A 25,811-nucleotide genomic window follows, 5' to 3' on the forward strand; every position below is an offset into this window, starting at 1 on the left:
CTATAAACTACAATGACCAATAAGACACTACAAAATTCAAATACCCAAAGACTTCGTTTTGAAGGTGAAAATTACAAACTCATCAAAAGTAATTTTCAACTCAGTAAAAAAGCTAAGACAAGGCAGCAGCTATTAAAATTGGTAGGTGTTGTTGCTTTAATCGTTGATATTGTAGAATTCTGGCAAGCATTTGCTGCCGAAAATATAACAGCTATCCTTAGCACTGGAGCAATAGGAATCTTCATTATAGCCACAGTAGTTTTAGTTAACAAAAAAAGAGGTATTGATTTACCATACCTTATTCTCACCAAAGACAAATTGAGGTGGAGACATCACTTTTTAATGAAAGAAAAGAGTATATCTTTCTCTGAAGTACAATCTATTCACTTTGAGATTGACACAATTCACTTTCTGATGAAAGAAGGAAATGAAGAAAAGTATAATTTTTTAAAACGGCTTAGAAAAGAAAAAAACAGCATCCTACACGAGGAACTCATTCTACTAGCCGAAGAACTTCACATTCCATTTACCCTTTCAAAAACTAAGAATGCAGAACTCATAAAAAAGTATCCTGAAAGAATTGAAAGGTATAAAGTGAAAAGTAGGTATGTAGGTCATTAATTTTTTAGACTGATGATATTTAAGAAAAAAGAGAAATCAAACGTAAAAACGATTCTCAAATTTCAAGGTAAAGGCTTTCCTATCGTTGAGGGAGAAAACAACTTAAGCAAGAAGGCAAAGCTCCGACAGAAATGGATTGAAGGCTTTTTCAAATTTGTAGTATTCCCTTTCGAGTTACTCCAATTTGGTACAGATATCTATTTCATGGATTATATCGGAATTACAGAATGGGGATTTGTAGGAGGTGTCTCTATATTCTTGTTTTTAAGAGGAAAAGAAGATCAAGCTCCTTTTGTAAAATTAGATGAAGAAAAATTCTCTTATCAATTCTCTCCTCTTGAACGCACAAAGAAAATCTTCTTCAAAGACCTTAAATCTGTTCATTTAGAATTAGAAAATATTGTCTTCTATTTAAAAAATGGGGAAAAAGAATCATTTCTGATCAACGTCAATACTGTTTCTTACAAAGAGAAAATGGATTTACTGAAAGATAAGTTGATTGAACAAATTTCATCTAAAGAAATTAAGATCACATTATCTCCTAAAAAAGCAAAAACCTTTTATGAGAAACACCCAGAACTCGAAGGTACATTAGAAATATTTGATAGATATCGAAAGGTATAACACAAAAAAACAGGCTCTAGAAAAATATCTAAAGCCTGTTTTTTTATATAAATAATCAGTTTTTACTGAATAACTTTTTCTTTGTTGGTATGCACAAATAGAATATCTCCAATAAGGTCATATCCTAAGAATAGGTCTTCTCCTTTATGCTTCACTGCTTCTCCTCTGATTCCTAAAATTGTCAAATCTGCATCATTAGAACGCTCATTAATTATAGCTTTCGATTCCACATCTTCACTTCTCGGAATCATAAAAATATTATTCTTATTGATTGGCAGACGTCCTTCTGCAATCAAATTTTCGATATTATCTTGTTGTACAGAAAGATCATTCTCAGGGAATAATACCATCAATTTAATTTTAGCATCTCTCCATTCTGGGTGACCTAAAATGATAAATCCTAGAAGAATCATCAGGTTAGCATTATCAAAATCCTTAGGAGTCAACCAAATGTGAATTTCTTGTCTGTACCCAAAGTTTCGCTCTGCACTTGCCAAAATACAAGTATCAAAGTTTGTAGCCGTAATCAACTTAAAGTTATCTAAGATATCATTGAGTTTATCAGGGTTACTTTTAGAGAATTCAAATAGAATCATATTATTCTCTTTACCCGAAATACCCGGTAATTGAATTACTTGAGCAATAGCTGATGTGAAAGATGGTGTAACTAGCGTATCCAAATAAACCCTACTCCCCGATGAATCTGAAAGCTTAATCAACCTGCTCAAAATTTCCTCGGACTGTTCATGAGTTTCTCTAGATAAATAACCTTTCAAAATATGAATGTAAGTACCAAAACCATATTTATGAGAAAGCCATGTCACCATTGAGAATGCAGATAATCTTTTGAATGTATTATCTGAAATACACACAATAGACGGACGCCAATGTTCTGCCTCAACTTCTTCTGTTTCTGCCTTCTGAAGAAATACCCTGAACTGTCGACTCAATTGGAATATTACACCTTGGAAAATATTAGATAGTCCTTGTTTATTCTCTCTTGTATAACCAATAATTTGGTAGATGATTGTCATAAAGACAATCGAAGATAGCGCATAGAATACACTAATTTTGAACATCAGATATACACAAGAAACGGCTCCTAAACAGGAAATAAACCATTTAGATCGGAATACAGGACGATATGATGGGTCTGAAGCAAAGTGCTCTAAGAATGAGATCATACAAATAGCACCATAAGTCACCATAAAGAACATGGTAATAATCTGAGCTACAACATCTATATCCCCCATCAACACAAAAATAAGTGCTATCACTGCTGAAACTAAATTCGCATTGAAAGGCTCATTTGAACGTTTATCTGTTTTTGAAAGAGCTGCATTGAAGTTGGGCAGTGGAAATATCTTATCTTCAGCAATTGCCTGTAGCGTACGAGGCGCAACCAAGATAGAACCAATCGCTGATGAAAATGCTGCTGCTCCAAGCCCGATAGGTATAATTGGTCCCCAAAGCGCAATCTTTGACATAATCATTTCATCTTCTGCCAAATCCGTTGGCGATGCAGACAAGGTTAATTTATAAGCTACCAACATATAAATAAGCATACCTGCAATCGTTGCGAGCATAGTCCCTAGAGGAATTGATCTACTAGGATTTTTCAAATCTCCAGAAAGCCCTACCCCTGCTGCCATCCCTGTAAAAGCAGGGAAACAGATAGCAAAAACATGGAAAAAGGAATCTGGATTAACGATATGTGCGGTAAGGTTTGGCACATTGAGTTGGTTATACTCAGTCCCTCCACCAAAGAACAATACCAATGAGAAAAACAATGCTGCTACAACAATATATAAGGTTTGAATACCTAGAGATGCCCCTCTAAGTAATACCAAAGCTGTTAATAATACCGTAGAAGGAATACTAATTAGCCTCAAATCATATATATAAATATTCCATTCCTGCATCATGTAGTCAAGCACAGGATTGAATGCTTCGGCAAATGCGATAATATAAAATGCGGTACTAATCGCTTGAGACAAGTAAAGCGCTATACCAATTGCTCCCCCAATCTGAAAACCAAAAGAACGAGAAATAATATAGTAGACTCCTCCACCTTGTACTTTCTGATTGGTTGCAATTTCAGAAATTGATAATGCTGTAGGGATAGTTACAGTATGCCCCAATAAAATCAGCATCATACATCCCCAAAAACTCAAATGCCCTACCGCATAACCAAAACGTAGGAAAAGAATCGCTCCCAGAATCGTACTGATTGAAGTCAAGAAAACAGCAATAGTACCAAACCCACCTTTATTTTCTAAAGTCTGAGGTTCTTTTCGATTCTTACCGTTTGTTTTAAATTTTAGTTTTTCCAAAATTCTTAAAACTAAGTTTCACATTGAAAGAATAGCCCTATACAAGCTATCACAACTGTAGGTGATCTATCCTTTCTATTTTCCATCTCAAAAAAGAAAATGTCTACTAGCGAAACGGGCTTCAGTTAAGGGCTTTTTCGCCAATAGACATTTTGAAATATGATTTCTAAATCTAAAGATATATTACTCTTCTCTAAGTTTAGACTTTATGAAGAAAAGAGATTTGTATGTAAAAATGAAGGGAATTTCTAAATTTTAATATGTCTTATCATCCATAAATGATTCTTTCCAAAATTTTTTATAAGAAAAGACATAAAATTAAGAAGCATTGAATTGTGTTATATCTTCTTGTAGAGACACGATCATTTCATCCCAAGTATTCCATCTGTAAAATGGAAAATGTGAGCCTTCTATATCTCTAGAAAAAGTCTTATTAGCTAAATCCCAATATTCTGTTTGACTTTGATAAGGGAAAATAAAATCTCGATCACAAGTAATTGAATGCGTGTAGAAATCTCTTACAGGTGGATTTTCCTTGGTACGCTGCCAAATATAAATAAGCTCGTCCCTTTGTTCCTGCAAATCTCTTTCTGGTGGATAATTCACAAACTTCATCATTGTCGCTCGGTCACCACACATACGCTTGAAGAATTTCCCACGAGTTTCTTCATCAAAAACTTCTATTGTTCTTTGGAAAAATAAAGGAGGTATCCCCCATTGATCATGAACAGGGTAAGGTGTTCCATTCAATGCGATTCGGACTGGAAATTGTTCTTGAAGTTCTTGAAGTAGATATGAACCATGCCAAACCCCCATAGACCATGCTAGAAGAGTCTTTTCCTCATAAGTATTCAGAATTTCATATAATTCTTCTACTTGATCCAATTCTCTATAATCATATACCATCAGAACATCCACAGATTCTGAAGTAATTGGTTGAAAAGGCTTTTCATCAAGCCCCCAGCCACTAAAGAATACCAATAAATGAGTATTTGATGCTTTGTTGATCCAATGAAGTTTCACAGTCTTGTTGTGTTAATAGTGATAAAGTTTGTGTATCTGCTTTATTGTTTTAGTAAGCTCTTCTGAGCTAATTTTTGAATGTAATGAGAAACGTAATCTTGCAGTATTTGGTGGTACTGTTGGCGTACGAATCGGAAAAACTAAAACTCCTTCTTCCTCCAATCCTTTGGCTATATGAACAGCTCTTTCATTCTCTCCTACAATCAATGGCACTATGCAAGTATTATATTGTTGCTGAACGCCGATTTCCTTCAAGCCATTTACAAAAATTTTTGACAGCTCTTGAAGTTTTATCCGTTCATTGTTCATCCCTTTTACCTTTTCTAGTACAAATGAATTCCAATGTACAGTCACGGGAGGTAAAGCTGTTGTAAAAATGAATGGGCGCATTCGGTTTACTAACCAATCTTGAATACTCTTGCTCATCACAGCAAAAGCTCCTTGTGATGCCATTGCTTTTCCTAAGGGGGCAACAATAATGTCTATATCCGAAATTACCATTTGTTCTTCCGCAAATCCTAAGCCATTTTCACCTCTACAACCAATAGCATGCGCTTCATCTACATACAGCAAGCAATCAAATTCCTTTTTAATTTGAACTAATACTTGAAGATCAGCACAATCGCCATCCATACTAAAAATGGACTCTGTTACTATAATTATTTTATTGTAATCACTTCTCTTTTGTTGAAGAAGTTTTCTGAGGTGATCATAATCTAAATGACGATATCTGACAAAGTCTGCATCAGACAATCTAAAACCATCAATCAAGCTTGCATGATTAAGCTTATCGCTCACTATCAAATCTCTTTTTTCTAAAAGAGCTGGAAGAATTCCTAAGTTTGCATGATAGCCACTATTGAAGAGTAATGCGCCATCTTTATTATAGTATTCCTTTAGTTGCTCTTCATAAGCTGAATAAGCTGGATGATTCCCTGAAAGTAAACGAGAAGAACTAGCACTTAAGCCATAATGAGAAATTGAAAGGTCATTTTCTAAGGCCTCTTCATAAAACTCCTTTAAGAGTAATTTGTTAGAAGCTATACCTAAGTAATCATTTCCTGAAAGGTTAATTAACTTTCTACCTTCTTTAGAAATCACCCCTTCTCCTTCCTGTCTCACATCATGTAACTCTCTAAGGTGATGGTTTTCTGTGAGTGCTAATAGTTTGTTTTCTAAATCTTCCATTTATAATCTATCCACAAAACTTAAGAGATCAATTACTCAATTAGAATATTCTTGGAGTAATTATAATGATTTTTTTCTAAAAAAAGACAAACTAAATAGATTATTTTCTACAAAATAATGGAAAATATTCAATAGTAATATTAGTATAAATAGAAGGATAAAATTCAGGAATAAAAAAGAAAAAAGGAATGACATCAGACATCTGTGTTCATTCCTTTATCCTTTTATCTAGTTTAGGGCATTTTTTACAATACACTCCTTTCTTTTTGTACTTCTTGCAACATTTCTTCTTAGTCAGAAGATACTTCGATTCAAGAAGCCATCTTAAGCTTCTAATTATTCCATATTTCATCTATTCTTCATTCTACCCCTAGAACGCTAAAGACAAATTTTAAAATCCTAAAGTGTTAAAATAATTCTCATCACTTATCAATACTCAAATCAGTAATATAGATTTTTCACGAAACTAAATACAACTCACTTCAACTAATGATAATTTTGTCAAAAATGAATCTTTCAGAATAAAACATAAGACAGATCTTAATAATCATTTATTTTCATGATATATCTTATTTATATACAATTAAGGTATTATATTGAAGGACTTTTGTTAAAAAAAATTCAAATTCACACAAAACAACAAGCATTAATTTATGGCAGCTAGAGGAGGTTTCTCAAACAAATTTGGCTTCATCATGGCCGCAGCAGGTTCTGCAGTAGGTCTTGGAAATATATGGAAGTTCCCGTTTGAAGTAGTAGATGGAGGAGGGGCCGCATTCGTGATTATCTATTTACTTTGTTGTTTCTTACTCTGCTTTCCTGTAATGATCGCAGAAGTAGCAATTGGTCGTAAAACCAATTTAAATGCCGTTGAATCTTTCAAAAAATTAGGCTTTCCTAGATGGAGTTTTATAGGACTAATGGGTATTATCTCAGGAGTACTTATACTTTCATTTTATAATGTAGTAGCCGGTTGGACGATTGGTTTCACTTTCCAAATGATCCAAGGAAATTTTGAAATTGGACAACAATTTGGGCATTTCATTGCTGATTGGAAAACAATCATGATTTACTCAACAGTATTCATGATCGCAACAGCTTATATTGTAGCTCAAGGTGTTTCTGGAGGTATTGAGAAAGCCTCAAAAATATTGATGCCTACACTTCTTGTTATCATTATTGGGTTGACTCTTTACTCTTTCACTCAAGAAGGTGCGATGAATGGTGTAGAGTATTACCTTATTCCAGACTTTAGTAAAGTAACTATTCAGACGATATATGGCGCTTTAGGGCAGGCGTTTTTCTCACTGTCTTTAGGAATGGGAGCTCTAATTACTTATGGTAGTTATGTAGGTAAAAAAGACAACTTGATAAGCTCTGCAGTATATATAACACTTGCAGATGTGTCTATAGCAACATTGGCTGGTCTGATGATGTTTGCATTCTTATTCTCGCAAAATTTACCTTACGATGAAGGTGGAGCAGGATTAATTTACACTGTCCTTCCAGGTGCATTTGCTTCAATGGGAAGTACGTTAGGACCGATCTTAGGTACTTTATTCTTTTTACTTCTTTCATTTGCTGCATTGACATCTACAGTATCATTATTGGAAGTGCCTGTAGCATACTTGGTAGATACTTTTGGATTAAGAAGAAAAAGAGCTGTTTGGCTTACTGCAGGAGGAATTTATTTATTAGGTATTCCATCCCTACTTGGTAATGGAGCTGTGCCAGAGTTAACCGAATTCATCACATATGTTGGAGCAAACAAAGCTGCTTCATTTATGGATTTCGTTGAAGGTATCGCAAGTAATACAATGTTACCAATTGGAGGGTTCTTGATTTGTATCTTTACTACTTATGTTTGGAATACAAAGAATCTTGTAGAAGAAGTAAAAAATGGTAATCCCGAGTTTGCTAACTCTTGGATTGCTAGTTATGTAACATTTGCTCTAAAATATCTATGTCCAATTATTCTTGGTGTGATATCTATTGTTACTATTTTAGATAAATTCTTGGGAATTGATATAGTTTAAAAGTACAAATCATATCATTTCAAAAAAGCTATTGACTAGTATAAGTCAATAGCTTTTTTATTTATTTTGAGATTTGATTGTTTTAAATCAAGTTATATTAACTAAACAACAATTATTCTAAAATTTAATAGGTCTAAAATTTCTTAAAACGTAACAAATACACTATTTTAATTGACAACTAGGTTGAGTTAATTGTCTGTCACATTCAACCGTCTACAAACTATACAAGAACTATTAAAACCAACTACTAACTTATGTCTGTACTTTTTATAACCGCCGTTCTTGGGTTTGGTATATTGTCAATCATTTATTTTGTTGTGAGTTCACAATCTTTTGAAATTTCACCCTTTATTCAAACAGAGGGTAAAATTGTAGCTTACTTTAAAGATGAATTGCATGCCAATTACTTCCCAATTGTTGAGTACGTAACTGAAAAAGGAGATACTCTCCGTTTTAAAAGTAAACAAGCACTCATTAACAAATTAGAAAAGGGAACAAAAGTAATTTTATATTACAATCAGAAGTCTCCTAACAATTCTGCTTTTATTGAATTGTCAAATCACAAATCGACCGTTGAAGGAGGCGTAATCTTCACCGCTATAGTATTAATACTTATCAGCTGTTGTATTTATTCTTTACTGTTTCTTCTTTTCTAAATAAGGACAAAAGCGTAAAAAAGGCTTATACTACCACCTAGTATAAGCCTTTATTTATTTGATAATTTTACTCAAAAATTAAGAAACTGTTTCTGGACGTACTTGCTCAATTTCTTGCTGTACTTTAGCGACAATATCCTCAATTTTATCATCTTTTTGATAATTCATAGGAGGTTTAATTCTCACTCTTAGTGTACTCCCTCTTTTTTTCAATTTTAAGCCTTTCTTATCAAATGCCCTTCTGAATCCATCAATCACAATTGGGACAACTACTGGCTCAAAAGACTTGATAAGGTTTGCTGTTCCTTTACGAATAGGTGCATAAGGGCTTGTCGTTCCTTGCGGAAAATTCACTACCCAACCTTCAGATAAGGCTTTTTTAATTTTATCTGGAGCACTCGTATCAGCTCCACGATTCACACTTTGTCCTTTCGAACGCCATGATCTACGTACAGTAACTGCTCCTGTTAAAGAGAAGATTTTAGGAAGTAACCCACTCTGCTTCATCGTTTCTTCAGCAGCTACATAGTATGTATTAGCTCTAGGGCTTAATACATACAAAGGGAGGTTAATATGGTTATTAAATCCCCATTTGGCACTTGAGAATACATGATAAAAAGCGATTACATCACTGTAATACGTCTGATGATTTGAAATAAATAATACGTTGGTGTCTGGAAGATTTTCTAAATGTTCCATTCCTTCTACTTCAAGTTTATTGAAAATATTAAATCTCCAATAAGTAGTAGTGGCAAGTAAACTGATCAGAGACCTTTTTAAGAAAACTACATTCCCAAAAGCGTCCCTTCGCAGTAATTTAGAGGTCGTGAATAAAGAGTTACTCTTTTTCCTCCTCTTTTCTCTCTTGTAGTTAAAATTTGATAATCTGGTCGTCATTACTTGTTGTTAATAAAGATCTAACTGACATGTGAATCATTATACATGGTATATGTATAAAATTCAAATTTTGCGATCAATATATTTAATATAGAATTATACTTAAAGACTCTTTGAGTTAATCTGTGTTAAAATGGTGGTTATGAATATCTTTTATTAAAAATCTTCATCAAGACTAAACTTTGGTTTATCTTCACCATCTCCCTTTATAACTCCTGCTTTCTGATACTCAGATACTCTTTTTTCAAAGAAATTAGTTTTCCCTTGAAGTGATATTAACTCCATAAAATCAAACGGATTTTCTGAATTATAGATTTTAGAATATCCTAAAGCTAATAATAAGCGATCTGCTACAAACTCTATATACTGATTCATTAAATCAGCATTCATTCCGATCAACCTGACAGGTATTGCATCATTTACAAATTCTTGCTCAATACTAACTGCGTCTTTTATGATCTCGACAACAGTTGACTCATCAAGCTTATTCACGATATGGTTGTTGTACAATAAACATGCAAAATCGCAATGCAAACCTTCATCTCTTGAAATTAACTCGTTAGAAAAACTCAGTCCTGGCATCAGACCACGTTTTTTTAACCAAAAAATCGAACAAAAACTACCTGAAAAAAAGATACCTTCTACAGCTGCAAATGCAATCAACCGTTCTGTAAACGAACCTTTGTCAATCCAACGCAAAGCCCATTCTGCTTTCTTTTTAACGCAATCTAGGTTATCAATTGCTTTGAATAAATAATCTTTTTGAGCTGAATCTTTGACATAAGTATCTATAAGTAATGAATAAGTCTCAGAGTGAATATTTTCAATTGCGATTTGAAAACCATAAAAGAATTTAGCTTCGGTATATTGTACTTCAGCCACAAAATTCTCTGCCAAGTTTTCATTGACAATTCCATCACTAGCGGCAAAAAATGCAAGTACATGAGATATAAAATGTCTCTCATCATCGGTCAGATTTGCCCAATCTTTTAAGTCTTGGCTTAAATCTATTTCTTCCGCAGTCCAAAAACTAGCCTCTGCTTTTTTATAAAACTCCCAGATGTCATGGTGTTGAATTGGAAATAAGACAAAACGATCTTTATTTTCCTGCAATAGTGGTTCATTAGTGTTTGGGTTCATAAGCTATTAAAATGTTGGTGGTTGGAGTATAAAATAAGACCTTTTGGAAGCCCCTGTTTTATAATAGTACTAAAGAAAATCTATACCTAATGATATAAGGACTTATTAATACAAACTCTTTTCAGAAAAAAGATGTCTTTTTCAAAAAGAATTGTATCTTTGCGTCTTGTAAGGTTATGATCTCGATTATGTTCGCTGCACGAGGGATTAACTAATTCTTTAACTACAACTGAAAAACGTTTGTTTTTGAAAAATAAGCGTTATTTTTGTGACCAATTTTCGTCACAATAGGTTGCGATTAAGAATGTTATATTTTATTTTTGCAGCCATTTCGTAAGAAAACTAATTTTAGATTAGCAATGTACGCAATAGTAGAAATAGCTGGGCAGCAATTTAAGGTAGAAGAAAACAAATATATCTACACACATAAATTGGAAGCTGAAGCAGGTGCTTCAGTTGAATTCGACAATGTTTTGTTGATTGATTCCGATTCTTCTATCGAAGTTGGCGCTCCTAAAGTTGATGGTGCTAAAGTAACTGGAAAAGTTCTTGGGCACGTAAAAGGTGAAAAAGTTCTTGTATTCAAAAAGAAAAGAAGAAAAGGATACAAAGTAAAGAACGGTCACAGACAACAGTTCACTAAAGTTTTGATTGAAGGAATCTCTAAATAATAAAGTAACATGGCTCACAAAAAAGGTGTCGGTTCTTCGAAAAACGGTAGAGAATCGGAAAGTAAACGTCTTGGTGTAAAAATCTTTGGTGGTCAAGCTGCAACTGCAGGTAACATCTTGGTAAGACAAAGAGGTACAAAACACCACCCAGGTAAAAATGTTGGTCTAGGTAAAGATCATACATTATTTGCTCTTGTTGACGGAACTGTAGAGTTCAAAAAAGGATACAGAGGCAAATCATATGTTAGCATAAATCCTGCTAACTAAGACATAAAGATCTTACTCAGATCAAGGCACCTTGTTGTAAAAACAAGGTGCTTTTTTTTTCTAATCAAAACTGTCAGATTCATTGAATCAGTGAGGAATTCTGAGAAATGCTCATTGATCTTTAGCTCATTATGATATTGTATTTAAACGGGCTTTTATTCTACAATTTTTTTTAGGACTTTTGTTTGTTGCGACTACATTCGTGTCGCTCATTTCTTTCTTAACAAGAATGAAGTGAAGAATCTAGTATCTTTACTTTGATGTTGGGGATACTTAAGGATTTCATTTAGAATTATCTAATTGTGTAGCTGAGATGGAGAAAGATTGTCATCAAATATGGCAAAATTGTCTTGAAATAATCAGGAAGGAGCTGTCTGAACAGAGTTTCAGAACATGGTTTATGCCCATTAAGCCTGTCAAACTGGCTAATGACGTATTAACCATAGAAGTGCCTAGCCCGTTCTTTTACGAATGGTTGGAGGAGTATTACGTACACCTTCTAAAAAAGGCAATCAACAGCCAACTAGGACCTAACGGGAAATTGGAATATTCCATTCCTGTAGTTCAACCTACAAGACCAAAGCCTCAGCAACAGTTTACTGATCGTGGCGCTTATCAAGCTCCTCAAAATCCTACGCCACAACAAAATGTAGGACAACAGCACACACAATACACTAATCAAGTTCAGCAGAATCCTTATCAACAACAGGCTCCATCTCAACCTGTAATTGACAACAAGCCAAAGTACGTTCCGCAAGAGCGTCCTTTGCCAGCTGGAAGTGCCCAGTCTCCTGAAGTCTACCAACAAAATGAGACTCCACAAAGACCTGTTGCTCCTATAGATACAGCTCCTCAACAGCATACACAAAATCATGCAATGCCTAATATGGGCGGCGTACCTCCTCAATCTGCATTGGACTTTTCTGGAGCTTCAAACTTGAACCCAGAATACACATTCGATACATTTATTGAAGGAGATTGTAACCGCTTGGCTCGTTCTGCGGGGATCGCAATTGCGAAGAAACCGGGAGCTACAGCATTCAATCCTCTAGTTATTTATGGAGGTGTTGGTTTAGGTAAAACTCATCTTGTCCAAGCAATCGGGCAAGAAATCAAAAGAAGATATCCTGACAACTTTGTACTCTATGTCACTTGTGAACAATTCACTACACAATTTATTGAAGCTCTAAAGAGTAATAGTGTACAACAATTCACAAACTACTACCTGCAAGTTGATACATTAATTGTGGATGATATTCAGTTTTTATCTGGAAAAGAAAAAACACAAGAAAACTTCTTCCACATTTTCAATCATCTTCACCAAAGAGGAAAGCAGATCCTAATGACTACAGACTGCCCTCCTAAGAGTTTGAAAGGTTTACAGGAAAGACTTCTATCTCGTTTCAAATGGGGGTTGACGGCAGATATTCAAAAACCTGACTTCGAAACAAGACTAGCAATCGTACAACAAAAGCTTGTTTCTGAAGGAATGATGGTTCCTGAAGATGTATTAGAATATTTAGCTTACAATATTGACTCTAACATTCGTGAACTAGAAGGTGTGCTTATTTCATTGATCGCAAACGCATCTCTTATGAAAAAAGAGATTGATCTTGAAATGGCTAAAAGTACATTACTAAATATTGTAAGAAGTACAGAGCAAGAAATTACTATTGAATTTATTCAAGGAATCGTAGCTGACTACTTTGGAATTTCTGTCGATGAGTTACTTTCAAAAACTCGAAAGAAAGATATCGCCAATGCAAGACAGATTGCTATGTATTTCTCTAAAGAATATACTGAAGTTCCTCTAAAATCAATTGGGGACAGTTTTGGCGGAAGAGACCACAGTACGGTTGTTCATGCTACAAAAGCTGTTTCTAAGAAAATTCATTCAGATATTCTATATAATAGAATTGTAGATGAGTTACTTGAACACATGAAAATCAAGAAATAAGCTCATTCTATAAAATTCAATAAAAAGCCTTTGATACCAAGTCTGTATCAAAGGCTTTTTAACATTAGTCTCCTACCTAAGTGTGAAAAGCTCTTAAATGCAATTTCATTTTAGAGAAAGATAATTACGTTTCAGCTCACGAATTTTGAACTTTAGCAGAATCCTCCGTTTCTAAAACAGCCTTTCAACTACCTTTACAACCGTAAAATGAGACAAGCTACTGCTTTTTCATTTTGTATGATTTAAAAAGGAAAATGAAATGCAAATACTACAAGAACTTGCCAGAGAAGATGGTTTCATAGAAAATCTCACGGTAATTATTTTATTAATGTCTGCGGCTATCAGCTGGATACATTACCGTAAAAAGTCTTCAATCTGGTCAAAATCTCAAAAGGCTAACTACCTTCTGATGACCTTGTTTTTTGTATTTCTTGCAGGAGAAGAAATTTCGTGGGGACAACGAATTTTAGATATAGAATCAAATGAATTTTTCGTGCAGCATAATGCTCAAGCCGAAACCAACCTTCATAATATGGTCATCGGCGATACGAAAGTGAATAAACTATTCTTTGGTAAACTGATCACAGTAGCCCTTGTCATGTACTTATTCATAACACCTATTGCTGCCACAAGATGGGAAAAATTCAATCATCTAATTCAGAAAACAGGCTTACCAATCGGGAACTTGATTCATGGCATCGTCTTCATAGTTGGAGTAATGCTTATCTCACTTCTTGATGGAGGTTACAAATGGGAATACTACGAATTACTAGTCGTGGGGATTGTATTCTCTATTGTTTATAAAGCTTTTGCAAAAGACAAAAATTCAAATCCTGCGATAGTAACCAAGTAAAAGTAACAAGTAAATTTTAGCAGTTATGATCTTTATTAGTATTGACCAGCCAATAAAAAAAGCTCACATCAACCCAAATAGCAGATATAATCAGCAACTAAAAAAAGCTTTAAAACAAGCTGAAGAAGTAATAGAACTTGATGAGCAAGAGAAATTGGTAAATCTCAAAAAGACATTCGGTATTTCATGATACTTAATTGGATGTATGCAGTCTGCATACTCCTACACCTTTCGATTATTCATAATGTAGTGGAGCGGTCTTTTATAAAGGCTTGCTCCTTTTTTTATTTCACCTCTTCTATCATTTCAATAAAGCTTTTTTTGCCTGCTCCACAATTTGTGCAACAAAACTCTTTTGGCAACTCTTGAAAAGACATCAACAGCATTGACTCTACTTGGAGCTGATGTTCTTGATAATATTCAAAGCAATTAGTACACTGATATACTGTTTTGTATTTGTCAGTACCAGCACTTTCTTGCCCCTCTAATTGTAAGTAATAATTCTCACTGATTTCAGAAAGCAATGGAGGAATCACCTCTTTAGAAACTTCTTTCACAAAAGGGTGATACGTTAATGTACTAGGATCATAATTATGAGCATAAAGAATATTATAGGAATCATGCTCCCAGTTACTGTTTGTAAACGTTCGTTCTATAACCACTGGAGTAAACGTAAAACGCTCATTACTCTTAATAGAAAAACTTAATCCATGCGTGCTTATATCTTGCTTATGCAAACACCTGACTATATAATTTTTGAGCGCTAAAGCGCTTTCATCCATTACAGGTAAATGCCAATTTAGCTCTAATGCAGAATGACGAATATTAATTCCAAACTTCCCTAGTAGCTTATCCCAAATTTTGAGGTGCACCTCAGAAATCCCATTTATAATTAAAGACTTCCAAGGACTTATTCTTAATTCATCGATCTGATTATTTAAACAAAGAGCACACAAGGCTTTCAAAAATGAAATAGATATTTTATTATCCCTCCAATACAGCCCCAACCAATAATTATTAGAATCTACTTTATGAAAACCTTCATAACATGAAAAAGGCTTGTTATGGTACTCAAATTGAGTTGCATCATACTGTTGCCTTAAACCTAATGACTTACTAATGTGTTCCCATTCGCTATCCCAATCTGTTACCGATTCAATTAACTCATTACTCTCTATATACTTGGTAATTTTAGACAGCTGATGACTATGAATAAGGTTTGGACAAGACCATAAAGCATCATATTCATTCATCTTTCTAATAAAGAAAAACCAATAATTAGGAATTTCTGAAGCGACAAAATTAAGATGCCCCGCAAATAAAGGTACTAACGTTTGCTTTGGGTCTGTGACGTTGATTTTTACAGAAGGGTGGAGAGGAAATGAAGTTAATACTGATCTATAAACATCTTCTGTAAGCCATTCTGTAGTACTTTCAATAATACTATGAGTAATAAAAGAACTTTGAATATTATGACTTTCCCCTTGTCTTGGTTTACTCGTTTGAATATGCTTTAAAGTGACAATATTTCCATTTACATCTTTAAAATCCTTTATTGAAAACAGAATATCTTGTCGAGAACCTAACTGCAAAAATCTAGCACCCATTTCTTCAGCTGTAGCAGTTATTTTTAATACTTCGGAAATCGATATCAAGCCTCCTAAGGTAAATCTCCTAACAATATTCTTGTGTCTTATCATTTTATTGGATTAATGAAATGCAAAAAGTTAGCTGTAGTATGATCTGAAAATCAAAATATTATTCACTTCAGAAGAAATGTAATAAAATTTACTTTGTCAACTCTTTAATTGTATCTTATAAAAATAATTCTCATTGCTCCTTCATAAAATGTTGAAACAATCTGTATTATTTCCACCCTTAAATAGGCTCAGAAAGCGTATTCACATCCAACAATTGAAGTATTCCTATTACATAGGTTTCTTTATGATTGTAGCTTTTGTTATCGTCAGTCAATTAGTCACACAGAATCATCTCAAGCATCAAGAATCTGCACTTCTATCAATTCAGCAATCAGAACAACTCACAGAAAAACTTAAAGAATTCACCTATAAATTGATGGTATTCGATGAAAAAGCTGACAAGGATTCAAAGCAAGTTGCTATTCAAAAGCTAAGGCAATTATTAGCCTCTTGGAAGGAAGCCCAAAAAGTATTCGAAACAGAATCTTATTCTATCCATAAAAATTTATTTCAAGAAAAAACAAAGGAGCTTTTAGATCACGATTTACTCATTATTTCCAAAACCATAGACGATAGTGCCTTACACATTCTGTCCATTTTGGATACAGAAAATGAGAAAGAACGACAAAAATTATTAATCTCATTAATAGAACTAGAAGATGAGTATTTAGCAATTCTGAAAGTTATCTACACGCAGAGTCAAATCATTCTCCAAAAAAACATTGAGAAGTACATTAATGTCCAAAGCGTTTTTTTCATTCTAATACTTTGTTCTATTGGCATTATTTTCTTTATCATCTACTTACCAACACTGGATATCATAAAGCTTAACGTCTCTGAGTTCAATAAAAAAGAGTATGAACTTCAAAGCGAAATAAAGAATCTAGATGACCATTGTAAGCATATTGAAAATGCATACATTGAGCTCTCGGCACAACCCACAAAAGAGCCTATTCAATATCTTTTATTAAAATCAGACTTATCCTCTAATATATTTTTCACGACCGATCACTTTAGAAAAATCACTGGATTAGATGAAGAAGATGAACCAACTAATTTAATTAATTGGATAGGTCAGACTAATTCATTTACTAAAGAAAATTGGGAACAAACTTTAAAGGGAAAATGGTCTGGAGAATTGAAGATTTTTACGGCAAAAAATAAAGAAATAATACTTGATGCCCACTTAATTAGGAATGAAGATGTAATCTTTCTTATTGCTGCTGATATTACGAATACGCAAAAAGCGAATTCTATCCGAGCTAAGCTTTTGTGAAAGTCAAATATAACCAATCTTCAATTTCAGTAGAACTCCTACAATGAAAGTAAAAATATTTCTAGCATTAGCTGTTGTAGCACTTTTTTTCTTTGTGGGTACTCTTTTAGAAAAAGAGCTCATAGAACTTAAGAATGAAGATAAAAGCAAAGTAAATCTACGTTTTGGAAGTATGGCTATGAAGTTCTACAAATTTGGAGGAATTCTTCAAGTAATACTCGGGCTTTACCTCATGTACCTTCCTTTTGACATGCAAGGGGAATCTGCCTTAGCACTAGCTTTTTTCCCTATTGGCTGTATAATGTGTATAATAGGTGGACTTTTTCTAGACCATGTTTACATAGAAAAGAATAGAGATGTCATCTACGACAAGGTTCAAAACCTTCTTCTAATCAGAAAAGGAACTAAAATGGAGGTGATAAACTTAGATGCAGACCATTTAAAAGTTCAAGAACGAAAAGCATTAGGTAAAACAGGTTTAGGTAGTCTTGTTATAGAAACTGATGAGCATATTTTCCGTTTCTCATCGAGAATATTTTACGATGAAACACTTCTCTCCTTCCTAAGAAATCATCCTAGCTATCAGACTACAGAAGAAATTAAGGAGTTTTTCATCTGGTAATGACTAAAAAAGAAAAGAGCATCAAGGTTGACTTGATGCTCTTTTGATTTATAAACAAATTGCTTTTTACGCTTTGTTAGACTTTGCTCTTAGCCAAAAATCTGCAATAACGATTGCCGACATAGCTTCAACAATCGGAACAGCTCTAGGCACTACACAAGGGTCATGACGCCCTTTTCCTGAAACCGTAACCTCATTCCCGAACTTATCCACACTATCTTGATCTTTCATGATCGTAGCGACAGGCTTAAAAGCTGTACGGAAATAAATATCTTGTCCGTTGGAAATACCACCTTGCACACCTCCAGAGTAATTACTTGTGGTTTTTATATTTCCATCCTCATCTTTATAAAATGGATCATTATGTTCCGAACCACGCATTGAAACACCGTCAAAACCGCTTCCAATTTCGAAACCTTTGACTGCATTTATACTAAGCATCGCTTTCCCAAGTTCTGCATGCAAACGGTCAAACACAGGCTCTCCCAAGCCTACTGGAACACCTTTGATCACACAATCAACAACTCCACCTACAGTGTCTCTATCCTTACGAATTCCATCGATATAGGTAATCATTGCTTCCGCGACTTCAGCATCAGGACATCTAACAATATTAGATTCAATATTACCAAAGTCTAATTCCGAATAATGCTTTTCAAGCTTTACAGGCCCAGCTTGGGTTACATAAGCTGTACATTCTATACCTTTAGACTTCAAGAATAATTTCGCTAAAGCACCTGCTGCTACACGTGCAGCAGTTTCTCTTGCAGAACTACGTCCTCCACCTCTGTAATCACGAACACCATATTTTTCTTGATAAGTGTAATCGGCATGTGAAGGTCTGAACTGATCTTTAATATGGCCATAATCTTTACTTTTTTGGTCCTTATTCCAGATCAACATCATGATAGGCGTACCTGTAGTTACGCCTTCAAATACACCCGATAAAATTTCAACATGATCAGCCTCTTTTCGCTGAGTGGTAATCTTAGATTGACCAGGCTTACGTCTGTCTAACTCAGATTGGATAAAAGTTTCATCAACTTCAACTCCTGCAGGGCAACCATCAATAGTTACACCAATTGCTTTTCCATGAGATTCTCCAAATGTGGTTATTCTGAATATGTGTCCGAAACTATTCATTTAAAGAAGGATCTATTTTAAAATGACGAGAAATCAAAATATAATTATAGCTAGTAAAGTTAGAAAAGAATGGAGATAAAAAACGAGAATGATGGAGAAAATTTGAAGGGAGTTATACATCTTTTAGAAAAGGGCATAAAAAAAACTTCGGATTCCGAAGTTTCTTTTAACTTTCTAGTTAGTAACCCAAAAAACTAACTATTTTCTCATTGCTACTTTCTACTATGATCTTTAATATTTTTCCCTTAGTCGATATGATGCAAATATACGTAAATATTTAATTCTGCAAAGAGTTTATTGTATTTTTTTATTATAAACATTTACTAAAAATGATATGAACCTATTTTCATAAGATAGGTTTAAGATACCATAAAGTAAGATTTTAAAGATTTTACATCTATTTGTATTTAAATATCAATTCTTTACAATTTAACCAATACAAATGAAGCGAATTCTGATCACTGGAAGTAATGGATTACTCGGGCAAAAACTCCTGAAACTTTTTTCAAAAAGTGCTTACCAGAAAAAGTATAAAATAATCGCTTGCTCTAGAGGAGATGATAGATATATAGATACTGGCTATGATTTTATCTCATTAGATATCACAGATCAAGACGCAGTTGAGAAAGTAATAAGTGAACAAAAACCAGATTATGTTATTCATACTGCTGCAATTACTCGTGTAGATGACTGTGAGAATGATCGTGAAAAAGCCATACAAACAAATCAGAATGCAACTACCTATTTATTAGCAGCCTGCGAAAAAATAGGCAGTTTCTTTTTATACGTTTCCACGGATTTCATTTTTTCAGGTGAAAAGTCAATGCTCATAGAAGAAGATGAAGCCGAACCCGTCAATTTTTATGGAGAAACAAAACTGTGGTCTGAGAAGGCTACAATGAAATATAAACATGATTGGGCAATTGCTCGTACAGTCCTTGTTTACGGAGTTGTAAAAGATATGAGTCGCTCCAATTTATTGTTATGGGTAGAGAAAAGTCTCAAGAATAACACTCCTATAAAAGTAGTTTCGGATCAATGGCGAACACCTACTTATGCAGATGATTTGGCTCTCGGCTGCGCACTTATCATCGAGAATCATGCAAAAGGAATTTTCCATATCTCTGGAGAAGAATTGATGACGCCATACGACATGGCTATTCAGACAGCAGATTACTTAGGACTTGATAAAAATCTGATTTCGGCGACAAATGCCAGCGAATTTAAAGAAGTTGGTAAGCGTCCACCCAAGACAGGCTTCAATATTCAAAAAGCCAAGACCACTTTAGGCTTTCAGCCTTTATCATTTTTTGAAGGAATGAAAAAAATGTTTGAGGAAACCTCTATTATTTCAAAATCAGAATATTAGACCCGTCATTCACACACTTTTTTAACAATTATTAGAGTGGATAAATTTAAATATTTTATGGTGTATAAAAATTGTTTTTATACATTTGCATTCCCCAGAACAGGGCTTTCTATTTGAAAATCAACACTATAAGCTTAAGAGCAGATTTTAAGAAGAAAATTTCGGGGTTAGATTTGCGAAAATCTATCTGAACTCATAAATTTGCGAGCTTTTTAAAAGTAATTGATTTAGAGAGTATTAAGTGATTTCATAATTAATTTTTAGGACAGTGACAAAGGCAGAGGTAATCACAGAGATTGCAAATCAGACAGGGATTGATAAAGCAGAGGTAACAAGAACTGTAGAGACATTCTTCAAAGTAGTGAAGAATAGAATGGCTGATGGAGAAAATATCTACGTTAGAGGCTTCGGTTCTTTTGTTAATAAGAAAAGAGCAAGTAAAATAGGTCGTGATATCTCTAAAAATAAAGCGATCAAAATCGATGCTCACTACATTCCTAGCTTTAAACCTTCGAAAGCTTTCGTTGAAAAAGTGAAGAAAAGTGACCGTGTGTGGTTAGCAAACGAAGAAGCTAAATAATTTGCTTTTTTTGATACTGGGTAGAACTTTTTGAGTTCTACTCGGTTTACACTCCTAAAAACTAGACCACGAAAACATGCGTTCACCCCAACTTCTCATTTTAGCAGGTGCTGTTGTAGCATCAATTGGCCTTTTCTTTATGCCAAGAGCCGTATTGAAAAACAATGACAAGCAAGTTGAATCAACAACTTCAGAGTCAACTATGGAAGAAGCTAGCCATATGCCTATTCCGGCCAATCAAGCACAAGAAATTAATGATTTGCAAAAACAATTAGCTTCAGCAGAAGGTGAAAAAGCTGCTGAAATTAAGGAAAAGCTTATTGGAGCTTACGCTGTAGCAAGTCGATTTGATAGCGCTGCCTTTTATGCAGAAGAATTGTATGTTCAATCTTCAGAAGAAGATCCTTATTTATACCAAGCAGCGAACCTTTATTACGATGCATTTACTTTTGCAGTAAAAGAAGGACGTAGCAAATATTTTGGTGAAAAAGCACAAGAGTTGATGGGTAAATACCTTGAATCGCATCCAGACTCATTAGATATGGAAGTAAAACTAGGTATGACTTATATCAATTCTCAAGGGCCAATGCAAGGGGTAATGAAGATCCGAGAGGTCTTACAAAAAGATCCGAATCATAGATTAGCACTATTTAATTTAGGACTTCTATCTATGCGATCAGGGCAGTTTGATAAGGCAAAGGGACGTTTTGAAAAACTTGTTTCCTTGGATCAAAATGATTTTCAAAGTCGTTTTTATTTGGGTGTAAGTATGAAAGAACTTGGCGACATTGATTCGGCTAAAAAAGAACTTTTATACATCAAAGAGCATACTGCTGATCCAACCATTTTACAAACAGTAGATACCTATTTGAGTGAGCTTTCACAATAATTTTTATCTATAGTTTCGTAAGATTCAAAAAGATGTGCTAAATTTGCGTGTTGTTTTCCTTGATGCGCAATAGAAGCATTCATAGTAAACGATTTTAGAACATTTAAATTATAGAAGTTATGCCTTGCGGTAAAAAGAGAAAAAGACATAAGATTTCTACTCATAAGAGAAAGAAAAGATTAAGAAAAAACAGACATAAGAAGAAGTAATTTATTCTTCTTTGAAGACCTTGGTGTGAAATTAGGCTATAATTTTATGTCAAGGTCTCAGTACTTTTTAGACGATAAAAATATAAGGGCTTTGCCCTTTTTGTTTAAGAAGCCAAATGTATTAGAAACAAACTTTGCTTCTGATACATCTTTTATACAACGTTTCATATAAACTTTTGTCGAGTTGAGTAATGAATTAGTCATCAATTCAGCTCAAAATGGCGGCCGTATAGCTCTCTTACGAGATAAAAGTCTTGTAGAACTTCATTATGAAAATGATACAGACAAGTTTACCGTAGGAGATATTTATTTGGGAGTAGTTCGGAAAGTAGTTCCGGGACTCAACGCAGCTTTTATCGACATTGGCTACGAAAAAGATGCCTTTTTACATTATTTGGACTTAGGTCCAAGGGTAAGGTCATTGCAAAAATACATCAAACTTGCTCAAGGGAAGAATGGGAAATATCTCAGCCCCAAATTAGGTAAGTTTAGGATGGAACCCGAGATTGATAAACTCGGTAAAATCAATGAAGTATTTAAGCAAAACCAAAAAATACTAGTACAGGTTGTAAAAGAACCTATCTCCACAAAAGGACCTCGTCTTTCTTGTGAACTATCCATCGCTGGAAGATATTTAGTATTAGTTCCCTTTTCAAATTCAATCAACATATCTAAAAAGGTAACCGATTCTGCTGAAAGAAAACGTCTTCTAAGACTAATTTCATCCATCAAGCCAGACAACTTCGGGGTTATTATTAGAACCGTAGCTGAAGGGCAAGATGTAGCCGAACTAGATAAAGACTTACGAAACTTACTAGCAAAGTGGACTAAAGGCGTAGAGACACTCAAAAGTGCAAAACCTCGTCAGAAAGTAGTAGGGGAAATGAGCAAAGCAACTTCTATGTTGCGTGATATGCTCAATGAAAGCTTCGATAGTATCACCGTTGATGATGCCTCTACTCATGATGAGATCAAGAACTTTATCCATCAAATTGCCCCAGAAAAAGAAAATATAGTTAAGCTATATTCAGGCAAAGCCAAAATTTTTGAGCATTACGGAATTGAAAAACAACTAAAGGTGCTCTTCGGACAAACGGTAAGTTTGCCCAACGGAGGGTATCTAGTAATTGAACACACGGAGGCTCTTCATGTTATTGACGTGAATAGCGGTAATAAGTCCAACTCTGAGAGCGATCAAGAAACCACGGCATTCAATGTAAATATTGAAGCAGGTACAGAAATCGCTAGACAACTTAGACTCAGAGATATGGGAGGTATCATAGTGATCGACTTCATTGATATGAAGAAGGCAGAACATCGCAAAAAGGTCTACGACCATATGCGTAAAGAGATGAAATCTGACCGATCTAAATACACGATCCTTCCTTTAAGTAAGTTTGGACTTATGCAGATTACTCGTCAAAGAGTAAGACCTGAACTAAATATTGTAACCCAAGAAAAGTGCCCTTCTTGCGGAGGAACCGGTAAAATATCTGCTTCGATCATTATTCCAGATCAAATAGAAGGTCATCTGGATTATATCTTAGCGAAACAAAACGAGAAAAAGGTTACGCTTTATGTGCACCCATTCTTGTTTGCCTATTTCAAAAACGGTTTCCCTTCAAGACAAATGAAGTGGTTCTTGCAATATTACAGATGGGTTAAGATCGTAGAGGATTCCTCTTTGGGAATATCAGATTACCGCTTCCAAAACAGTCGTGGGGAGCAAATAGAACTATCCTAAGTTAGCAAAGAGAACATTACAAGCCCCGAATTTAAATATTCGGGGTTTTTTTATAATAATTTATAATATCAAAACATATTAAGCGTTGATAAGTCATAAGGTAACAAGATTATTTCCATCTATTATAGCATAATCAACTATATCTCTGTTTTCCATATTATTTATAGTAGTAAAGAAAGGTACATAGGAATTCTATGGGTTGAACTAAATTGACTATTTCTTCCTTGTCTTATTCGGATATCAACAACTTCGATCAAGATTTTTTCCTACTAAAACCAGACTAATCAGATCGTTACTTTAAGTTTTTGACCTATTAGCTAAACTTTAAATCCAAAATTTTAGGTATGGCAACTACATTTAATGCCAGTATTCGTTGGCAAGAAACGCTTAAAACTACGGAGAAGAATGTTCGAAGAAACGAACCCATTGAAGCTCCTGAGTGGTTGAAAAAGCATTTTATACCAAACGAAAAAATACGATTAGCTAATCAGCGAATCGTGAAATGGGAAATGATTTGGGTGATTTTTGCCTCACTTCCTGTATTATACACATATTTCTTAGGAGAAAACATCAATTTCAACCTATTCATAAATAGCTTCAGTTTTGCTAGTATTTTAACTTCAGTATTCAATCTCAAGTTAAAAAAACAAGGATTCTTTATCCTCTCGACACTAGGAACTTGTGCTAGTATAGCCTTACTTTTCGCTAATCACATTCTTTTACCTACCTCTATTTTTCTTGGGCTATCTGCATTACTATTTATTCAAATCAATAACGTTTATAGCAACAGAGACTTTATAAAAGCACAAAGCTTTGGTACAGTACATTCTGTTTGGACAGAGAACGAACGTTACTTCTTCCTTCATACTGATCTTCTATTTTTATTAGATCGTATTCACCCTTCTTATTGGAAAAAACGTCTTTCAAAAATTTATTTCAATGCAAATAAAGTTATAGTCTATGATTCTGTAGGCAATAAAATGTACTTGAATAAATCTGACGCGACGCTAAAAAATAATTCACTGATTATCAACAATGACACTTACTCTTTAATGGGTTGGGACAAAGATGCTAAGGCTGTAATACGAAAAATTTTCAGTGAGTAGTTATTCACTTATAAATGAGTAAGTAGTGTTTTTAGTAGTCTCTTGAAAAAATAGAATATTATCCTTAGATCATTAATATTTTTTTGGCAAATTGGGTCGGTTTTTAAATTAATGAACAGGTTGTAACCATGAGATTACTAGAAGGAAAAAATATTCTGATCACTGGTGGATCAAGAGGTATCGGTAAAGCGATCGTTGAAAGATTTGTTGAATTAGGAGCAAATGTTGCTTTTACTTATGTATCTGACCGTTCTGCTGAAAGCTCTATTGCTTTGGCTGAAGAACTGTCTGCTACGGGTGCAAAAGTTAAAGCTTATCGTTCTGATGCATCTCAATTTGCTGATGCAGAGCAATTGATCAAAGATTATACTGCTGATTTCGATACTTTAGATGCTTTGGTAAACAACGCAGGTATCACTAAAGATACTCTTTTAATGCGTATGACTGAGGAGCAATTCGATCAAGTGATTGAAGTGAACTTAAAATCAGTTTTCAACCTTACAAAAGCTGCTACTCGTACATTCTTGAAGCAAAAATCAGGTTCTATCATCAATATGTCTTCAGTTGTTGGTGTTAGAGGTAATGCAGGTCAAGCAAACTACTCTGCTTCAAAAGCTGGTATCATCGGGTTCTCTAAATCAGTAGCTCTAGAGCTAGGTGCTCGTAACGTTCGTTGTAACGTAATCGCTCCTGGATTTATCGAAACAGAGATGACTGATGCTCTTGATGAGAAAACATTAGCTGACTGGGTAGCTGGTATTCCAATGAAACGTGGAGGAAAAGCAATTGAAGTAGCTGACCTAACAGCTTATTTGGCTTCAGATATGTCTACTTACGTAACAGGACAAGTTATTGAAATCAATGGTGGTTTGAATACTTAATTCAAACACTTGTTAAATAGAAAAGC

The 25,811-nt window shown here is 34.3% G+C and carries 24 protein-coding genes; 17 read left to right on the top strand and 7 right to left on the bottom strand.

The window, feature by feature from the left end:
* Nucleotides 1-12 precede the first annotated feature (12 nt).
* Nucleotides 13-621: a hypothetical protein gene (locus BC781_RS06215; protein WP_109616339.1), complete on the top strand. Its 609-nt coding sequence runs from the start codon at nucleotides 13-15 to the stop codon at nucleotides 619-621.
* A 12-nt stretch (nucleotides 622-633) separates the two neighbouring features.
* Entirely contained in the window at nucleotides 634-1,245 is a 612-nt protein-coding gene (locus tag BC781_RS06220; protein WP_109616340.1) for a hypothetical protein, read from the top strand.
* A 62-nt stretch (nucleotides 1,246-1,307) separates the two neighbouring features.
* On the opposite strand, the gene BC781_RS06225 is transcribed toward BC781_RS06220, so the two are convergent.
* The 3 genes from BC781_RS06225 to BC781_RS06235 all read right to left on the bottom strand — a co-directional run bounded on the left by BC781_RS06225 (nucleotide 1,308) and on the right by BC781_RS06235 (nucleotide 5,789).
* Complete coding sequence (locus tag BC781_RS06225) at nucleotides 1,308-3,578, bottom strand: amino acid permease (protein ID WP_109616341.1); 2,271 nt, start codon at nucleotides 3,576-3,578, stop codon at nucleotides 1,308-1,310.
* Nucleotides 3,579-3,896: 318 nt separating this feature from the next.
* Entirely contained in the window at nucleotides 3,897-4,601 is a 705-nt protein-coding gene (locus BC781_RS06230; protein WP_109616342.1) for a pimeloyl-ACP methyl esterase BioG family protein, read from the bottom strand.
* 12 nt (nucleotides 4,602-4,613) lie between these two features.
* Complete coding sequence (locus BC781_RS06235; RefSeq protein ID WP_109616343.1) at nucleotides 4,614-5,789, bottom strand: aminotransferase class I/II-fold pyridoxal phosphate-dependent enzyme; 1,176 nt, start codon at nucleotides 5,787-5,789, stop codon at nucleotides 4,614-4,616.
* 653 nt (nucleotides 5,790-6,442) lie between these two features.
* On the opposite strand from BC781_RS06235, the gene BC781_RS06240 reads away from it, so the two are divergent.
* Nucleotides 6,443-7,825: a sodium-dependent transporter gene (locus BC781_RS06240; protein ID WP_109616344.1), complete on the top strand. Its 1,383-nt coding sequence runs from the start codon at nucleotides 6,443-6,445 to the stop codon at nucleotides 7,823-7,825.
* A 254-nt stretch (nucleotides 7,826-8,079) separates the two neighbouring features.
* Nucleotides 8,080-8,481, top strand: a complete 402-nt coding sequence (locus tag BC781_RS06245) for a DUF3592 domain-containing protein (protein WP_109616345.1) — start codon at nucleotides 8,080-8,082, stop codon at nucleotides 8,479-8,481.
* 78 nt (nucleotides 8,482-8,559) lie between these two features.
* Here BC781_RS06245 and BC781_RS06250 read toward each other — a convergent pair whose 3' ends face one another.
* Both BC781_RS06250 and BC781_RS06255 read right to left on the bottom strand, forming a co-directional pair.
* Entirely contained in the window at nucleotides 8,560-9,378 is an 819-nt protein-coding gene (locus BC781_RS06250) for a lysophospholipid acyltransferase family protein (protein ID WP_109616346.1), read from the bottom strand.
* Between the two features lie 156 nt (nucleotides 9,379-9,534).
* On the bottom strand, nucleotides 9,535-10,518 hold the full coding sequence (locus tag BC781_RS06255) for a ribonucleoside-diphosphate reductase small subunit (protein WP_109616347.1): 984 nt from the start codon (nucleotides 10,516-10,518) through the stop codon (nucleotides 9,535-9,537).
* Nucleotides 10,519-10,877: 359 nt separating this feature from the next.
* On the opposite strand from BC781_RS06255, the gene rplU reads away from it, so the two are divergent.
* The 5 genes from rplU to BC781_RS25470 all read left to right on the top strand — a co-directional run bounded on the left by rplU (nucleotide 10,878) and on the right by BC781_RS25470 (nucleotide 14,456).
* Complete coding sequence (gene rplU, locus BC781_RS06260) at nucleotides 10,878-11,189, top strand: 50S ribosomal protein L21 (RefSeq protein ID WP_109616348.1); 312 nt, start codon at nucleotides 10,878-10,880, stop codon at nucleotides 11,187-11,189.
* A 9-nt stretch (nucleotides 11,190-11,198) separates the two neighbouring features.
* A complete protein-coding gene (gene rpmA / locus BC781_RS06265) occupies nucleotides 11,199-11,456 on the top strand; it encodes a 50S ribosomal protein L27 (RefSeq protein WP_109616349.1) in 258 nt (85 codons plus the stop codon).
* 313 nt (nucleotides 11,457-11,769) lie between these two features.
* The gene (gene dnaA, locus BC781_RS06270) at nucleotides 11,770-13,413 is read left to right on the top strand and encodes a chromosomal replication initiator protein DnaA (protein ID WP_109616350.1); all 1,644 of its coding nucleotides are present in this window, start codon (nucleotides 11,770-11,772) and stop codon (nucleotides 13,411-13,413) included.
* A gap of 259 nt (nucleotides 13,414-13,672) precedes the next feature.
* A complete protein-coding gene (locus BC781_RS06275) occupies nucleotides 13,673-14,266 on the top strand; it encodes a hypothetical protein (RefSeq protein ID WP_109616351.1) in 594 nt (197 codons plus the stop codon).
* Between the two features lie 25 nt (nucleotides 14,267-14,291).
* Entirely contained in the window at nucleotides 14,292-14,456 is a 165-nt protein-coding gene (locus BC781_RS25470) for a hypothetical protein (RefSeq protein WP_158281410.1), read from the top strand.
* A 94-nt stretch (nucleotides 14,457-14,550) separates the two neighbouring features.
* On the opposite strand, the gene BC781_RS06280 is transcribed toward BC781_RS25470, so the two are convergent.
* Nucleotides 14,551-15,966, bottom strand: coding sequence for a rubredoxin (locus BC781_RS06280; RefSeq protein WP_109616352.1), 1,416 nt, complete (start codon nucleotides 15,964-15,966; stop codon nucleotides 14,551-14,553).
* Nucleotides 15,967-16,210: 244 nt separating this feature from the next.
* Between BC781_RS06280 and BC781_RS06285 the strand changes: the two genes are divergently transcribed.
* Together BC781_RS06285 and BC781_RS06290 are read left to right on the top strand one after the other, a co-directional pair.
* Nucleotides 16,211-17,242 carry a hypothetical protein gene (locus BC781_RS06285; RefSeq protein WP_109616353.1) on the top strand — a complete coding sequence of 344 codons (1,032 nt, stop codon included), beginning with the start codon at nucleotides 16,211-16,213 and terminating at the stop codon, nucleotides 17,240-17,242.
* 43 nt (nucleotides 17,243-17,285) lie between these two features.
* Nucleotides 17,286-17,864 carry a hypothetical protein gene (locus BC781_RS06290; RefSeq protein WP_109616354.1) on the top strand — a complete coding sequence of 193 codons (579 nt, stop codon included), beginning with the start codon at nucleotides 17,286-17,288 and terminating at the stop codon, nucleotides 17,862-17,864.
* Between the two features lie 66 nt (nucleotides 17,865-17,930).
* On the opposite strand, the gene aroC is transcribed toward BC781_RS06290, so the two are convergent.
* Nucleotides 17,931-19,007 carry a chorismate synthase gene (gene aroC, locus BC781_RS06295; protein ID WP_109616355.1) on the bottom strand — a complete coding sequence of 359 codons (1,077 nt, stop codon included), beginning with the start codon at nucleotides 19,005-19,007 and terminating at the stop codon, nucleotides 17,931-17,933.
* A 442-nt stretch (nucleotides 19,008-19,449) separates the two neighbouring features.
* On the opposite strand from aroC, the gene BC781_RS06300 reads away from it, so the two are divergent.
* The 6 genes from BC781_RS06300 (at nucleotide 19,450) to fabG (ending at nucleotide 25,785) form a co-directional block, all read left to right on the top strand.
* Nucleotides 19,450-20,376, top strand: coding sequence for an SDR family oxidoreductase (locus BC781_RS06300; RefSeq protein WP_109616356.1), 927 nt, complete (start codon nucleotides 19,450-19,452; stop codon nucleotides 20,374-20,376).
* A 268-nt stretch (nucleotides 20,377-20,644) separates the two neighbouring features.
* Entirely contained in the window at nucleotides 20,645-20,956 is a 312-nt protein-coding gene (locus tag BC781_RS06305; protein WP_109616357.1) for an HU family DNA-binding protein, read from the top strand.
* A gap of 76 nt (nucleotides 20,957-21,032) precedes the next feature.
* Nucleotides 21,033-21,845 (top strand): tetratricopeptide repeat protein, encoded by an 813-nt coding sequence (locus BC781_RS06310; protein WP_109616358.1) that lies wholly within the window; start codon nucleotides 21,033-21,035, stop codon nucleotides 21,843-21,845.
* A gap of 393 nt (nucleotides 21,846-22,238) precedes the next feature.
* The gene (locus tag BC781_RS06315) at nucleotides 22,239-23,798 is read left to right on the top strand and encodes an Rne/Rng family ribonuclease (protein WP_109616359.1); all 1,560 of its coding nucleotides are present in this window, start codon (nucleotides 22,239-22,241) and stop codon (nucleotides 23,796-23,798) included.
* Between the two features lie 344 nt (nucleotides 23,799-24,142).
* A complete protein-coding gene (locus tag BC781_RS06320; protein WP_109616360.1) occupies nucleotides 24,143-24,904 on the top strand; it encodes a hypothetical protein in 762 nt (253 codons plus the stop codon).
* A gap of 128 nt (nucleotides 24,905-25,032) precedes the next feature.
* Nucleotides 25,033-25,785 carry a 3-oxoacyl-[acyl-carrier-protein] reductase gene (gene fabG / locus BC781_RS06325; RefSeq protein ID WP_109616361.1) on the top strand — a complete coding sequence of 251 codons (753 nt, stop codon included), beginning with the start codon at nucleotides 25,033-25,035 and terminating at the stop codon, nucleotides 25,783-25,785.
* Nucleotides 25,786-25,811 lie beyond the last annotated feature (26 nt).

Origin of the sequence: Sediminitomix flava (assembly GCF_003149185.1) — a bacterium.
In the GTDB taxonomy this organism is placed as follows: Bacteria; Bacteroidota; Bacteroidia; order Cytophagales; family Flammeovirgaceae; genus Sediminitomix; species Sediminitomix flava.